The following is a 14,786-nucleotide window of genomic DNA, read 5'->3' as shown; positions in this document are numbered from 1 at the left end:
GGCCTCGTATTATCCTTCGTAGATATCAGGTCGCGGTTCGTGGCCAGGCTGGCGTCGTCTCCTCGGGAGCCGGCGAATCCGGTCCGACGCCCGTCGATAACCTGGCGTCACGACAGCTCATCCTTCCGACTGGAGGCCGCCGTGGCGCGCAAATTCACTCTCGACTTCCTCAAGACCGAGGCCGCATCCGGCTCGGCCCTGGCCCTGGCGGCCATCGCCGCCGTCATCGTGGCCAACTCGCCCTGGTCGGCGGACTATTTCGCCTGGCTGAAGAGCTATCATGTGCTCCAGCTCGGCCCGATCCGGCTGGAGGAATCGATCTCCGACTGGATCAAGGAAGGTCTGATGGCGATCTTCTTCCTCGTCGTGGGGTTGGAGATCAAATACGAGATCGTGCGCGGCGAGCTCAGCGATCCGCGCAAGCTGGCGACGCCGGTGCTGGCGGCCCTGGGCGGCATGGCCGGGCCTGCGGCGGTCTATCTGCTGCTGTCGGGAACCCTGGGGGCGCCGCACGCCGGCTGGCCCATTCCCCTGGCCACCGACATCGCCTTCGCCCTGGCCATATTCGGTTTTGTCGGCAAGGGACTGCCGTCTTCGCTGCGGGTCTTCCTGCTGACCCTGGCCATCGTCGATGATCTGGGCGCCATCGCCCTGATCGCCGTCCTGTTCAGCGAGGGCGCCAATTGGACGCCGCTGTTCTGGGCCCTGGGCCTGATCGCCGTCGGCGGCTTGGTCGCACATCGGTTCCGCTTGCCGACCCCCTTCTGGGGCATCGGCTTTGCGGCTGTCTGGTATCTGACAGTGCTTTCGGGGCTCAGCACCTCGCTGACCGCCGTGGCCTTCGCCATGATCGTGCCGATCAAGGCCCGCAAGGAGGATCACCAGAGCCCGCTGAAAGAGGCGATGCACGACCTTCATCCCTGGAACGCCTATCTGGTCCTGCCGCTTTTCGCCTTCGCCAAGGCTGGGGTCTCGTTCGCCGGCCTGACGATGGATCAGGCCTTCGCGCCCCTGGTCGTCGCCATCGCCCTGGGCCTGTTCTTCGGCAAGCAGATCGGCGTCTTCGGCGCCGCGTGGCTGGCGTCGGCTCTCAAGATCGGCGCCCGCCCGACCGACGCCACCTGGCTGCAGGTCTATGGCGTGTCGCTGCTGTGCGGCGTCGGCTTCACCATGAGCCTGTTCATCGGCGTCCTGGCCTTCCCAGGCGCGGTGGATTCGCCCGAACAGGTCGAGGTCAAGCTGGGCGTCATCGGCGGCTCGATCCTGTCGGCGCTGACCGCCGCCCTGGTGCTGGGGCTTGCCGGCCGTCGTCGCGAGGTCGACCCCGCCGCCCTCAAGCCCAAGGTCGAACCGATCGGCCCAAAACCGGGTCAAAACTGACGCAAGGTCAGCCTTTTATGTCGCTTCCTTGTCACAGGAAGGTCGAACTGCGGCGAAAAATCGTCGCGGCGAACAACGCTCGCTTGTACCCCGGCCCGAAGCGGGCTTAGCCTCTGCCGTATTGAGCGCGTCTCCACGTAGAGGCGGGCCGAATGGGAACTAGGAAACGCTGCGGTCGCCCGCGCGACCGGGCTTCAGAGCCGGGAGGACGCCTCGTGCGCCACACTAACCGCTATCTCAGGACCACCGTGTCCGCCGCCGTGGTCGGAGCCGCCGTCTTCGGTTTCGCCGGAATCGCCGCCGCCCAGGAGGCGCCGGCCACCATCGACGACATCATCGTCACCGCCCAGAAGCGCGAACAGAGCCTGCAGGACGTGCCGATCGTCGTCACCACCCTGTCGCAGGAAATCCTCGACGGCGCCGGGGTGCAGGACATCAAGGATCTGCAGATCCTGACCCCGGGCATGACCGTCACCTCGACCCAGTCCGAAGCCTCGACCACGGTCCGTATCCGCGGCGCCGGCACCGTCGGCGACAACCCCGGCCTGGAAAGCTCGGTCGGCGTGGTCATCGACGGCGTCTATCGCTCGCGCAACTCGGTCGGCTTCGGCGACCTGGGCGAACTGAGCCGCATCGAGGTGCTGAAGGGGCCGCAGGGCACCCTGTTCGGCAAGAACACCTCGGCCGGCGTCATCAACATCATCACCGAACGCCCGTCGTTCGATCCGTCGGTCTCGGCCGAACTGACCGCCGGCAACTACGGCGCCATGGGCGGGTCGGTCTCGGCGACCGGGCCCCTCAGCGACATGATCGCCGGCCGCATCTTCGTGGCGCACCGCGAGCGCGACGGCTTCTATGACGTCAATGTCGGCGACGGCCCGCGCACCCTGACCGAGGACAACACCCAGGACTACTGGACCGGTCGCGGCCAACTGCTGATCCTGCCCAGCGACGAGGTGTCGATCCGCCTGATCGCCGACTACACCAAGCGCGACGAATACTGCTGCGCCGCCGTCCAGACCCGCGTCGGCCCGACCCAGGCCTTCATCGCCGCCCTGACTGCGCCGAACGGCTCCGGCCAGGCCGCGCCGGTCGCCGGCTACGGCACGGTGCCCTTCAGCCGCACCGCCTATTCGAACCGCGAGACCCCGCAGGAAATCGAGGACATGGGTCTGTCGGCGGAAGCCACGATCGACCTGCCTAGCCTGAACGCCACCCTGACGTCCCAGACCTCATGGCGCGACTGGTCGTTCCAGCAGGGGATGGATCTGGACTATACGGGCGCCGACATCCTCTATCGCGCCAACGACGGCTCGAACGGCTACGGCGTCGATAACCTGACCCAGGAATTCCGCCTTGCCGGCACGACGGACAGGTTCGACTGGCTGGTCGGCCTGTTCGCCACCAAGGAAGGCGTCTACCGCGACGACTCCTATTCCTATGGCGCCGACTACAACGGCTTCGTCTCCTTCCTGCTGACGGCGACGGTGCCCGCGACCTTCGGCGGTCCGAGCCCCAGCCGCACCGGCTGCTTCACCAATCCGCAGGGCTTCGCGGTGGGGACCAGCGGTCCACTGCTGGGTCAGCCGCTTTGCGTCCTGGGCCTGACGCCGCCCAGCGCCTCGGCGCCGCTGTTCGGCCTCGGCAAGGCCTATGAAGACCACTACAGCCAGGAATCGGAGTCGGTGGCCCTGTTCACCAACAACACCTGGCGCGTGACCGAGGCCTTCGACCTGAACCTTGGCCTGCGTTACACCTACGACAGCAAGCGGCTTCTGGGCGTGCAGGACAATCTGGGGACCAATGGCGCAGCCTGCGGCGGCGCACTGGCCAACCAGAACCCGGCCAACCGCCTGCCCGGCACGGTCGCCACCCCGGCGGCGGCCCTGGGTCTGCTCTGCCTGCCCTGGTCCAACCCGCTCTATGACAATCGCCGGATCCAGGAGAAGTTCAGCGACACCGACATCAGCGGCACCTTCAAGGCGTCGTACCGGCTCAACCCGTCCGTCATGGGCTATGTCTCCTACGCCCGCGGTTACAAGGGCGCCGGCTACAACATGGACCGGGTGCAGACGGGCGTGACCCCGGACGCCTCGCTGTTCTTCGACGCCGAGACGGTGGACAGCTACGAAGCGGGTCTGAAGACGACCCTGTTCGACCGCACCATGCTGCTGAACATCACCTACTTCGATCAGAAGTTCGAGAATTTCCAGCTCAACACCTTCCTGGGCACCGCCTTCGTGGTGGAATCGATTCCGGAGCTGAAGTCGCGCGGCGTCGACGCCGACATGGTCTGGTTCACCCCGGTGGAGGGCCTGTCGTTCCAGGGCGGCGTCACCTATACCGACGCCAAATACGGGGACTTCACCGCCAACGACCTGTCGAACCCGGCCCGGTTCGCCCAGCTGTCCCTGCTGCCGGGCGCCCGCGCCTCGTTCGCTCCGGAATGGTCGCTGACCGGCGCCCTGGCCTTCGACCGCTCGCTGGGCGGCGGCCTGCGCGGCGGCTTCAACCTGTCGGCCAAATACTCGACCGACTACAACACCGGCTCGGACCTGCTGCCCTACAAGGACCAGGAAGCCTTCACCGTCGTCAACGGCCGGATCACCATCGGCGCCGAGGACGAACGCTGGACCGTCGACATCTGGGCCCAGAACCTGCTGGAAGAAGAATACACCCAGGTGGCCTTCGCCGCCCCGCTGCAGGGCACGGCCTTCACCAACACCACCACGCCCCAGGCCAACGGCACATATTATAATATCGCCACCGACACGGCGACCTACAACGCCTACCTGGGCGCCCCGCGCACCTGGGGCGTGACGCTGAAGGTCAAATACTGATCGTCCAGCCGCCCGGGCCGTAAGGCTCAAGGGGGGAACGACGAAGGACCGACCGGGCAACCGGTCGGTCCTTTTTCTTGGATGTCTGGTCAGGGGAGGGCGGAATGTCTTGTTTCAGACGCCGTCTTCAGTTCGCCTTTCGACCCATTGCCGACATTGAGGGGGCAGGGCTATCTACGGCCATGACCTTGCTTACGGAACTCTCGCTCCGGCTGCCCATCATTCAAGCTCCCATGGCGGGCGTATCCACCCCAGTGCTGGCGGCGTCAGTTTCCAACGCGGGCGCGCTTGGGTCGATCGGTGTGGGGGCGACGAACTCCTCCGGGGCCGCGGCTATGATCGATGAGGTCCGCCGGCTCACGACTGCCACGTTCAACGTCAACGTCTTCGTGCACGCCCCCCCTCGGCGCGATCTGGATCGCGAGGCGACGTGGCTTGACGCGTTGAAGCCCCTGTTCGAGACGTTCTCGGCTGAGCTGCCGCCCTCCCTTACGACCATCTATCGCAGCTTCGCCGAGGACGATGACATGCTGCGGCTGATGATCGACAGGGCACCGCCGGTCGTCAGCTTTCACTTCGGCCTGCCTGACGAGCATAAGGTCAGAGCCCTTAAGCAGGCCGGATGCCTGCTGATGAGCACCGCCACCAGCCTAGACGAAGCGCTTGCTGCGAAACGCGGCGGCATGGATGCGGTCGTCGCACAAGGCTATGAAGCGGGCGGGCACCGAGGCGTCTTTGATCCCGACGGAGAGGATGCGCAGCTCGGAACGCTGCCGTTGACCCGCATGCTTGTCCAAAACTGTGGGCTGCCCGTCATCGCTGCCGGCGGCGTCATGGATGGGCGAGGCGTTCGCGCCGTCCTAGACCTCGGCGCCGTAGCCGCGCAGCTTGGCACCGCCTTCATTGGTTGTCCGGAGAGCGCGGCGGATGAAGCCTATCGAGCGGCGCTCCGAAGCGAGTCCGCGCACCACACGATTATGACCAAGGCGATATCCGGCAGACCCGCCCGCTGTCTCCGCAACGGCTTCACACGCTGGGGGATGACCGCCAGCGTCAGCGCACCCGACTATCCTGTGGCCTACGATGCCGGAAAGGCGCTGAACGCAGCGGCCAAGGCGACAGGTAACGGCGACTTCGGCGCCCAGTGGGCGGGGCAAGGAGCGCCGCTGGCGCGCAGCTTACCCGCGCGCGACCTGATCGACACCCTGGAACGAGAACTGGTGGCGGCAGACTAAGGCCCGCTAACCACCCCAAACGGCGGTTCGGAAGGTCTGCTTTCGGGCTTGGGGCGGATGTCCGATTCCGGGCCTGATGCCAATTTCGTGGTCCGACCCATTGCGGACATTGGCGTGCCTACAGCCCTGAGCCTTTGATGGGAAATCTCAGGAGAATTTTTCGGCAACCGCGAATGATCTCAGGAAGGTAGGATTGGTCGAACCCGAAGTGGAAAGAGTGGCGTTGCTCAAGATGATCCGGGGTGGCTTCGACATAGACGGCGATTTGCCCCAACGAGCCCATCTCAAGCGTTGCTTTGATAGCCGGTTCGATGGGGGCGAGTGCCGCCTTCCCCCGCAAATCCTTCGACATGGCTTCAATTTCCGTGAGGAAAGAAGCAACTTCGTCGGTGCGCAGCCAAGGCCCTCTCAACTCTACTGACGAGCCGGGAGCTTGGACCCTCGCGCGAATGACGAGCCAGTTGCCGTCTGAATAATCATTGTCGTCGGGACGCTCTCGGGATTCAACCCAAAGGGAAAGCCCGCCCAGCTTCAGGTCTGGTTCGTCATCATCAGCGAAAGCGTCGGCCATGCTCAGAGCCTAGCGCGTGGGGCCGTATCGGCAAACGTCCACTTCCCATCTGTGGACGCCCCCTTCAGCGCAAGAGTGAATCCGAGAGTTTCTGACACGTAGTCGGATGCTGCCATCTGTCCGGCCTGTACTGCGGCGGCGTACCGTCGCTGGCCTGTATGGGAGTTCGCGGATCCGGTCCAAATCACCCTGAGCGTGCTCGAAGCACGGTGGAAAGCCCTGGTTTTCCTGATCCCGTCTCGCCGACTGTTGCGCCATACGCTCCTTCGCTCATCCTACGCCTCGACGTCTCGCGTTCGTACTGGCTAGGCCAGCGCGCCCGGAGCCCGGTAGACATCGCCCTTGGCCAACAGCGCCCAGACGATGCGGGCGTTCTTGTTGGCCAAGGCGACGATGACCAGCATCTTCGGCTTTCGCGCCAGCATCTGGTCGAGCCACGACCCTGCTGGTGCGCTTCGGATGGCGGCCTGTTTGATGACGGCGCTGGCCCCGATGGTCAGAAGCCGTCGAAGCGTTCGCTCGCCCATCTTGGTGATCGAACCCAGCTTCTGCTGACCGCCGGTGGATCGCTGTCGTGGCGTGAGGCCCAGCCAGGCGGCGAAGTGACGTCCGCTCTTGAAGGCTTCGTGAGAGGGCGCGAGCGCGATCAGGGCCGTCGCCGTGATCGGTCCGATGCCTGGGATGGTCATCAGTCGACGCGCGACGGGATCATGCCGGGCGCGAGAAGCGATCTCTGCGTCGAGCACAGCGATCTGCTGGTCGAGCGTTCGCAAGCTCGAAACCAGGACCAGAAGAATGGTTCGGGCTGCGGGTGGAAGCCCCTCGGCCGGGTCCTCGACGCGCGCGATCAGCCGATCGACGTGCGGCACGCCCTTGGGAACGATCCAGCCGTACTCGGCGAGATGGCCGCGCAGGGCGTTGATGGTCTGGGTACGCTGACGCACCAGCAGGTCCCGGGCTCGGAAGACCACGCTGCTGGCCTGCTGCTCCTCCTGCTTCAGCGGCACGAACCTCATGCTGGGTCGCTGCGCCGCCTCGCAGATCGCCTCTGCGTCGGCCATGTCGTTCTTCTGACGCTTCACGAACGGCTTCACATAGATCGGTGGGATCAGCCGGACCGTGTGGCCCTGTCGGGTCAGCTCGCGACCCCAGTGATGGGCTCCAGCGCAGGCCTCCATCGCCACCACACAAGGTGGAAGGCCTGCGAAGAACGCCAGCAAACGCCCTCGCCCCAACTTCTTGCGAAACACCACATCGCCCGAAGCATCCGCGCCATGCGCTTGAAAGATGCTCTTGGCGAGATCCAGACCAACAGTGCTAACCTGTCCCATGGACGCCTCCTTCGAGTGTTGTTCAACACCCTCACTCTGGCACATCGATGCCGTCGGGGGGCGTCCACCCCATCACCCGTTGAAGACCCTCCGAAGGTCTGCAACGGGCTTCAGCCTCACTCCACCAACGGCCCCTGCCTCGGCTGGGCCAGCTCCCGCTGTCCCGCCGTCGACCGGCGCAGGATACGCCGCGCCCACTTGGCCACGTCATCGACGATGGTGAAGATGGCCGGGATGTAGAGCAGGGACAGGAAGGTCGAGGAGATCAGTCCCCCCAGCACCGCAATGGCCATCGGCGAGCGGAACTGGACATCGGCCCCGATGCCCATGGCGATCGGCACCATGCCCGCGCCCATGGCGAAGGTGGTCATCAGGATGGGGCGGGCGCGCTTGTGCGCCGCGTCCATGATGGCTTCGTATCGCGGCATCCCGTCCTTCTCGGCCATGATGACATAGTCGACCAGAAGGATGGAGTTCTTGGCCGCGATCCCCATCAGCATCAGCACCCCGATCAGGGCCGACATGGAGAAGTTGGCGCCGCCGATGGCCAGGGCGATGAAGGCGCCGCCGATGGCCAGGGGCAGGGCCGCCATGATGGTGATCGGATAGGCGAAGCTTTTGAACAGCAGGGTCAGAACCGCGTACATCAGCAATATGCCCGAAGCGAAGGCGACGCCGAAGCCGGTCAGCATTTCCTGGATGAATTCAGTGTCGCCGGCCGGCACCTGGCGCACGCCGGCGGGCAGGGCCTTGACGGACGGCAGTTGGTTGACCGCCACGCCCGCCGCGCCCGTGGTGATCCCGTCCAGCTCGGCGCTGATCGAGGCGATGCGCGACCGATCCTGACGGGTGACGGTGGCCGGACCGGCGCCGAACTCGATGTCGGCGACGGCGCTCAAGGGCACCGAGGCGCCGTTGTTGGCCGGAACCCGCAGGTTTTCCAGAACGCTCAGGTCCTCGCGGGCCTCTTCGGTCAGCTGCAGCCGGATCGGGATCTGGCGGTCGCCCAGATTGTATTTGGGCAGGTTCTGATCGACGTCGCCGATGGTGGCGACCCGCACCGCCTGCGAGATGGCGCCGGCCGAAACCCCGGCCAGGGCGGCTTCGTCCGCCCGCGGCGTGACCAGGATTTCCGGACGGGCGATGGCGGCCGAGTTGACCACATTGGCCAGGCCCGGAACCCCGCGCATCTCTTCCTCCACTTGGCGCGCCGCTGCGGTCAGGGCGACGGGATCGTCGCTCAGGATCGAGAAGGTGTAGGTGGTGCCGTCGCCGGGACCGCCGCCCGACTGGGCGATGCCGGCGCGGATGCGGGCGCCCGGGATCTGTTTCATCTCGTCGACCATGACCCGCGCGAACGCCTGCTGGCTCAGCTCGCGGTCGCCCTTGGGCACCATGTCGGCATAGATGTTGGCCTGGGTCACGTCCTGGCCGCCGATGGCGGCGTAGACCGAGGTGACCTCGGGGCGGGCCTCCAGCTTGCGGGTGATCTGCTGCACCACGGCGTCGGTCTGGCGCAGGGTCGACCCCGGCGGCAGCTCGACCTGGAAGGCCGCGCGGGCCGTGTCGCCGGGCGACATGAACTCGAACGACATCTTGGCCACGATCGAGGTCCCGATCGACCCGACCAGGAACAGGATGCCGATGATGAAGACCTTCCAGCGATTGCCCAGGCACCAGCGGAGGGCCTTCAGATAGCCGCTCATCCAGAAGGGATCGCGATCCTCATGGTGGGTGTGTTTCAGGATGAAGGCCGCCATCAGCGGCGTCAGGGTCCGCGCCACCAGCAGCGAGAAGGCCACGGAGATACAGGCCGCCAGGGCGAAGGCCTTGAAGAACTGGCCGATGATGCCCGGCATGAAGCCGACGGGCGCGAAGACGGCGATGATGGTGGCCGTGGTGGCCACGACCGCCAGGCCGATCTCGTCGGCCGCCTCCAGCGAGGCGTCATAGGGCGGTTTGCCGTCGCGCATGTGGCGGACGATGTTTTCGATCTCCACGATGGCGTCGTCGACCAGGATGCCGATGGTCAGCGACAGGGCCAGCAGGGTGACGACGTTCAGCGACTGGTCCAGCGGGCCCAGGATGGCGAAGGTCGGGATCAGCGACATCGGCATGGCCGTCGCCGCGATCAGGGTGGCGCGCCAGTCGCGCAGGAAGATGAAGACGATGATGACCGCCAGGACGGCGCCCAGCAGCAGGGCTTCCAGCGAGGCCAGATAGGATTCCTCGATCTCCTCGACGCTGGCCGTGACCTGGCTGATGGTCAGCTCGGGGTGGGCCTCGTCGATCGCCTTGACCTCTTCGCGGACCCGTTCCGCCACCTTGACCTCGGAGGCGGTGCGCGAGCGCAGGAAGTTGAAGGTCACGGCCTCCTGGCCGTTGTAGCGGGCCAGGCGACGCGGTTCGCTCCACTTGTCCTCGACCGTGCCGAGGTTATCCAGGCGCACGGTCTTGCCGTCGCCCAGCGGCACCAGGGTCTCGCGCAGTTGCGCGACCGAGGTGGCGGCGCCCAGGGTGCGAACCGCGCGCTCGGACCCGGCGATGGTGACGCGACCGCCGGGCAGGTTGTTGTTGACGTTGTTCAGGGCCTGGCTGACCTCGGCCGCGGTGACGCCGTAGGCGGCCAGCCGCTGCGGATCCAGCTCGACCCGCATCTCGCGATCCACCCCGCCCGAACGGTTGACCTCGCCCACGCCGCCGAGGGCCAGCAGGGCCCGGCTCATCTCGTTGTCGATGAACCAGCTGATCTGTTCCGGCGTCATGGTCGGCGACCGCACCACATAGGTGATCAGGGCGTCGCCGGTGATGTCGATGCGCTGGACCGCCGGCTCCTGCATATCCTGCGGCAGGCTGGCGCGCAGGCCGGTCATGGCGTTGCGCACGTCATTGGTCGCCCGATCCGTGTCCGTACCCAGCTCGAACTCGATCGTCGTGGACGACACGCCGTCGCTGATGTTCGAGGTGACGTGGCGCACGCCGGACAGACCGGCCAGCGAATCCTCGATCAGCCGCGTGACCTGGACTTCCATTTCCGCCGGCGCCGAGCCGGGGCGGGCGGCCGTGACGGCGACCAGCGGGAAGTCGATGTCAGGGTTCTGATTGATCCGCATCCCCATGAAGCCGACCACGCCGCCGAGCGTCAGCAGCAGGAACAGCAGGATGATCGGAATCGGGTTCTTGATCGCCCAGGACGACATCTGGTTCATCGGTCGGTCCTACTTGGCCGCAGGCTGTGTAGCGGGGCGGGCGCCGCCGGGGGCCTGGGCGACGTTGACGCGGTCGCCCTCGTTCAGGAAGCCGGCGCCGTCGACGATGACCTGGGCGCCGACATTGACGCCGGTGACGGCCGTCTGGGTGTCAGTCCGCGACAGGATCACGACCGGCAGGAAGTGAACTCGGCCGTCGGCGGCCAGGCTGAAGACCCCCGGCTTGTTGTCACGGTACAGGACCGCGCCCGTCGGCACGGTGGTGGCCGGCTGGTCGCCGACGTCGATGTCGGCGCGGGCGAACATGCCCGGCCGCAGCTGGGCGCCCGGCGACAGCGAGATGCGCGCAAGGCCCAGGCGGGTGCTGGCGTTGACCTCGGGCGTGACGATCCGGACCGTGCCCGCGGTGGTTCCGGCCTCGCTGGAGGTCACGGTCGCCGACTGGCCGGCGCGAACCTGGGCCAGCTCGGTCTCGGGCACCTGGGCGTCCAGCTCCAGCCGGCCGTCGCGGACCATGCGGAACAGTTCGGTCCCGGCGGCGATGATCTGACCCTTGGTCACGCTGCGGCTGATGATCAGGCCGGCGACGGGCGCGCGGATGGTGGCCTGCGACAACTGGGTCTGGGTCTGGGCCAGGGTGGCGCGGGCGGCGGCCAGATTGGCGTTCGAGGCCCGCTGGTTGGCCAGGGCGGTGTCCAGCGAGGCCTGAGACAGGAAGCCCCGTTCCTTCAGCTGCTGGGCGCGACCAAGGGCCGCGTCGTCGCGGGCCACATTGGCTTCGGCCAGTTGCACCTGGGCCTGCTGCTGGCGCAGCTGGGCGCGCAGCAGGACGTCGTTCATCTGCACCAGGGGCTGCCCCTGACGGACGTAGGAGCCTTCATCCACATAGACGGCGACGGCGGTCAGGCCGCCGGTCTCGGCCGCGACCGGCACCTCCTCCCAGGCGGAGACGGTGCCCGAGGCGGTGACGGTGCGCCGCAGATTGGTCTGGGTCACGGTGGCGGCGGTGACGGTCTGGCGCGAGCCGCCGGCGGCCTTCTCCTCGGTCGCCTCGTCGCCATGCCCCCCGCAGCCGGCCAGCAGGAAGGCCGACACGGCGAGAGCGCCAAGGCTAAAAGCGGTTCGGGTCGTCTTGGACACGGGGGATTTCCTCGGTTGCAGGCGAAGCGGACCGCCCGGCTCGCGCCGGTGATCGCAAGCCTGCTCCTTACCGCGTCTGCGAACGGTCCTCAAACGCCGATCCATATTGTTGCAAAGCCTTAATCTGACACTGTGCGGGGCGCGGATCGCCGCGCCGGCTGGTCCCGGACCTCCACGCGTGATAGGGGCGCGCGGATGACGACTCCCCCTATCTCGAACATCCGGAACTTCAGCGTGGTCGCGCACATCGACCACGGCAAGTCGACCCTGTCCGACCGACTGATCCAATTCACCGGCGGCCTGACCCAGCGCGAGATGTCCGAGCAGGTCCTGGACTCGATGGATATCGAGAAGGAGCGGGGGATTACGATCAAGGCGCAGACGGTGCGCCTGAACTACAAGGCCAAGGACGGGCAGGACTATGTCCTGAACCTGATGGACACGCCGGGGCACGTGGACTTCGCCTATGAGGTGTCGCGCAGCCTGGCGGCGTGCGAGGGCTCGCTGCTGGTCGTCGATGCGTCGCAGGGGGTCGAGGCCCAGACGCTGGCGAACGTCTATCAGGCCATTGATAACAACCACGAGATCGTCCCCGTCCTGAACAAGGTCGACCTGCCGGCGGCCGAGCCCGAGCGGGTCCGCGCCCAGATCGAGGACGTCATCGGCATCGACGCCTCCGAGGCCGTGCTGTGCAGCGCCAAGTCCGGCATCGGCATCGAGGACGTGCTCGAGGCCATCGTCACCAAACTCCCGGCCCCCAAGGGCGACCCCGACGCCCCGCTGAAGGCCATGCTGGTCGACGCCTGGTACGACCCCTACCTCGGCGTCGTCGTCCTGGTCCGCGTCTTCGACGGCGTGCTGAAGACCGGCATGCGGGTCAAGATGATGCGCAACGGCTCGACCCACCTGATCGACCGGGTCGGCGTCTTCCTGCCCAAGAACACCCCGGTAGACCAGCTGGGCCCCGGCGAGGTCGGCTTCATCACCGCCCAGATCAAGGAAGTCGCCCACGCCGCCGTCGGCGACACCATCACCGATGAAAGAAAGCCGACCGCCGAACCGCTGAAGGGGTTCAAGGAGGTCCAGTCGGTGGTCTTCTGCGGCCTGTTCCCGGTCGACGCCGCCGACTTCGAGGACCTGCGCGCCGCCATCGGCAAGCTGCGGCTGAATGATGCGTCATTCACCTACGAGATGGAATCCAGCGCCGCCCTGGGCTTCGGCTTCCGCTGCGGCTTCCTGGGCCTGCTGCATCTCGAGATCATCCAGGAACGGCTCAGCCGCGAGTTCAATCTCGACCTGATCGCGACCGCCCCGTCGGTGGTCTACAAGATCGGCCTGCGCGACGGCTCCGAGATCGACCTGCACAACCCGGCCGACCTGCCCGACGTGATGCAGATCGAGACGATCAGCGAGCCCTGGATCAAGGCCACCATCCTGACCCCCGACGAATACCTCGGCAGCGTCATCAAGCTGTGCCAGGACCGCCGCGGCCAGCAGATCGAACTGTCCTACGTCGGCGCCCGCGCCATGGTGGTCTATGAGCTGCCGCTGAACGAGGTGGTGTTCGACTTCTACGACCGTCTTAAGTCGATCTCGAAGGGCTACGCCTCGTTCGACTACGAGATCACCGAATACAAGGTCGGCGACCTGGTGAAGATGAACATCCTGGTCAACGCCGAGCCGGTGGACGCCCTGTCCATGCTGGTCCACCGCGCCCGCGCCGAGACGCGCGGCCGGGGCATGGTCGAGAAGATGAAGGAGCTGATCCCGCCCCACCTGTTCGTCATCCCGATCCAGGCGGCCATCGGCGGCAAGATCATCGCCCGCGAGACCGTGCGCGCGCTCCGCAAGGACGTGACCTCGAAATGCTACGGCGGCGACGCCACGCGGAAGAAGAAGCTGCTGGAGAAGCAGAAGGCCGGCAAGAAGAAGATGCGTCAGTTCGGCAAGGTCGAAATCCCGCAGGAAGCCTTCATCGCCGCCCTGAAGATGGACGAGGACTGACCCCCGATCTTCCCCCGCTTGCGGGGGAAGTGTCAGGCCGTGGCGCGCAGCGGCACGCCTGACGATGGGGGAAGTCTTCTTATCGCGACACTTCCCCCTCCGACCCTGGTCCGCTGCGCGGACGCCGGGCCACCTCCCCCGCAAGCGGGAGAGGGTCCGGTTATGCGCGCTGGGGGCTGTAAACCGGCGCCGGGATTCCCGTAAATTCAGGCGTTTGACCTGTAAATTCGGTCAGTTTCTCGCCTGAGCATCCGCATGATTCATGATGCGATGCATGGAACAGCGACGAAAATACAAGATTCAGCCGCCCTCGATCTGGGAACTGGTGCGCCGGGATTATCTGGCCGGGGACGGCGCCCGGCAGGTGGCCGCGCGGTACGGCGTCGGGGTCGAGGCCCTGCGCGCCCGGGCGTCGCGCGAGGGCTGGTCGCGGTATCTGCAGCCGCAGCCGCAGACGGAGCCGAAGGGCGAGGCGGCGTCCGACAAGGGGGCCTGGTTCGACGGCTTGCCGGACGAGGGGACAGAAACGTCCGACGACCCCGCCGTCCTGGCCCGCGCCGCCACCGTGGCCTCGGGCCGGGCCATGCGCGCCCGCGCCTGGACCGAGGCCCGCACCCTGGCCGGCCTGGCCGAGGTCTATCACAAGCTGGCCGAGCGCGCCGACCCGGCCCGCAACGGCCTGACGGCGGAAACCGCGCCCCTGGAACTGGTGCTCGACATCCTGACCATGGACCGCATCGCCCTGGAGGACCGGTTCTGGCGCAAGCCGGACGAGGTCGATCCGGTCAAGGCGGCCTATCACGAGTGGCGGCGACAGGGTTCGCTGCGCCGCCGGGCCCACGAAGAGGTCAAGACCCGCCGCCGCTTCGCCACCGAGGCGCGGGTCGAGGCGCTGGAGGCGCAACTGGCCGGGCGGGGCATCCCGCCGGTGGAGGAGGATGAGCGGGCGGCGCGCGTGCGGTTGGGGATCGATGTCATTGCGCCCGACGGCGCGGGGACGCGGCAGATGCCGGCGGCGGAGTTCAGGGTGAGGCTGGATGATTGAGAGGGTCTTCCTTCTCCCGCAAGGGGGAGAA

The 14,786-nt window shown here is 66.7% G+C and carries 9 protein-coding genes; 5 read left to right on the top strand and 4 right to left on the bottom strand.

From position 1 onward, the window contains the following. Positions 1–141 precede the first annotated feature (141 nt). The 3 genes from nhaA to ACVPT3_RS13025 all read left to right on the top strand — a co-directional run bounded on the left by nhaA (position 142) and on the right by ACVPT3_RS13025 (position 5,455). Positions 142–1,380: a Na+/H+ antiporter NhaA gene (gene nhaA / locus ACVPT3_RS13035; protein ID WP_492041299.1), complete on the top strand. Its 1,239-nt coding sequence runs from the start codon at positions 142–144 to the stop codon at positions 1,378–1,380. A gap of 215 nt (positions 1,381–1,595) precedes the next feature. After that, positions 1,596–4,220: a TonB-dependent receptor gene (locus tag ACVPT3_RS13030; RefSeq protein WP_492041298.1), complete on the top strand. Its 2,625-nt coding sequence runs from the start codon at positions 1,596–1,598 to the stop codon at positions 4,218–4,220. A 182-nt stretch (positions 4,221–4,402) separates the two neighbouring features. Beyond that, positions 4,403–5,455: an NAD(P)H-dependent flavin oxidoreductase gene (locus ACVPT3_RS13025; RefSeq protein ID WP_492041297.1), complete on the top strand. Its 1,053-nt coding sequence runs from the start codon at positions 4,403–4,405 to the stop codon at positions 5,453–5,455. Positions 5,456–5,573: 118 nt separating this feature from the next. Here ACVPT3_RS13025 and ACVPT3_RS13020 read toward each other — a convergent pair whose 3' ends face one another. The 4 genes from ACVPT3_RS13020 to ACVPT3_RS13005 form a co-directional block, all read right to left on the bottom strand. Continuing rightward, on the bottom strand, positions 5,574–6,026 hold the full coding sequence (locus ACVPT3_RS13020) for a WapI family immunity protein (RefSeq protein ID WP_492041296.1): 453 nt from the start codon (positions 6,024–6,026) through the stop codon (positions 5,574–5,576). Between the two features lie 305 nt (positions 6,027–6,331). Further along, on the bottom strand, positions 6,332–7,357 hold the full coding sequence (locus tag ACVPT3_RS13015; protein WP_492040808.1) for an IS110 family RNA-guided transposase: 1,026 nt from the start codon (positions 7,355–7,357) through the stop codon (positions 6,332–6,334). Positions 7,358–7,473: 116 nt separating this feature from the next. Continuing rightward, positions 7,474–10,566 carry an efflux RND transporter permease subunit gene (locus tag ACVPT3_RS13010; RefSeq protein ID WP_492041295.1) on the bottom strand — a complete coding sequence of 1,031 codons (3,093 nt, stop codon included), beginning with the start codon at positions 10,564–10,566 and terminating at the stop codon, positions 7,474–7,476. 9 nt (positions 10,567–10,575) lie between these two features. After that, positions 10,576–11,706, bottom strand: a complete 1,131-nt coding sequence (locus ACVPT3_RS13005) for an efflux RND transporter periplasmic adaptor subunit (protein ID WP_492041294.1) — start codon at positions 11,704–11,706, stop codon at positions 10,576–10,578. A 195-nt stretch (positions 11,707–11,901) separates the two neighbouring features. On the opposite strand from ACVPT3_RS13005, the gene lepA reads away from it, so the two are divergent. Both lepA and ACVPT3_RS12995 read left to right on the top strand, forming a co-directional pair. Next, the gene (gene lepA / locus ACVPT3_RS13000; RefSeq protein ID WP_492041293.1) at positions 11,902–13,710 is read left to right on the top strand and encodes a translation elongation factor 4; all 1,809 of its coding nucleotides are present in this window, start codon (positions 11,902–11,904) and stop codon (positions 13,708–13,710) included. A 274-nt stretch (positions 13,711–13,984) separates the two neighbouring features. Further along, on the top strand, positions 13,985–14,755 hold the full coding sequence (locus tag ACVPT3_RS12995) for a hypothetical protein (protein WP_492041292.1): 771 nt from the start codon (positions 13,985–13,987) through the stop codon (positions 14,753–14,755). The last annotated feature ends 31 nt before the right edge of the window (positions 14,756–14,786 follow it).

The sequence above is a fragment of the Brevundimonas sp. FV1ps31S genome, assembly GCF_058681265.1.
This window is presented reverse-complemented; position numbering and strand designations above follow the sequence as displayed.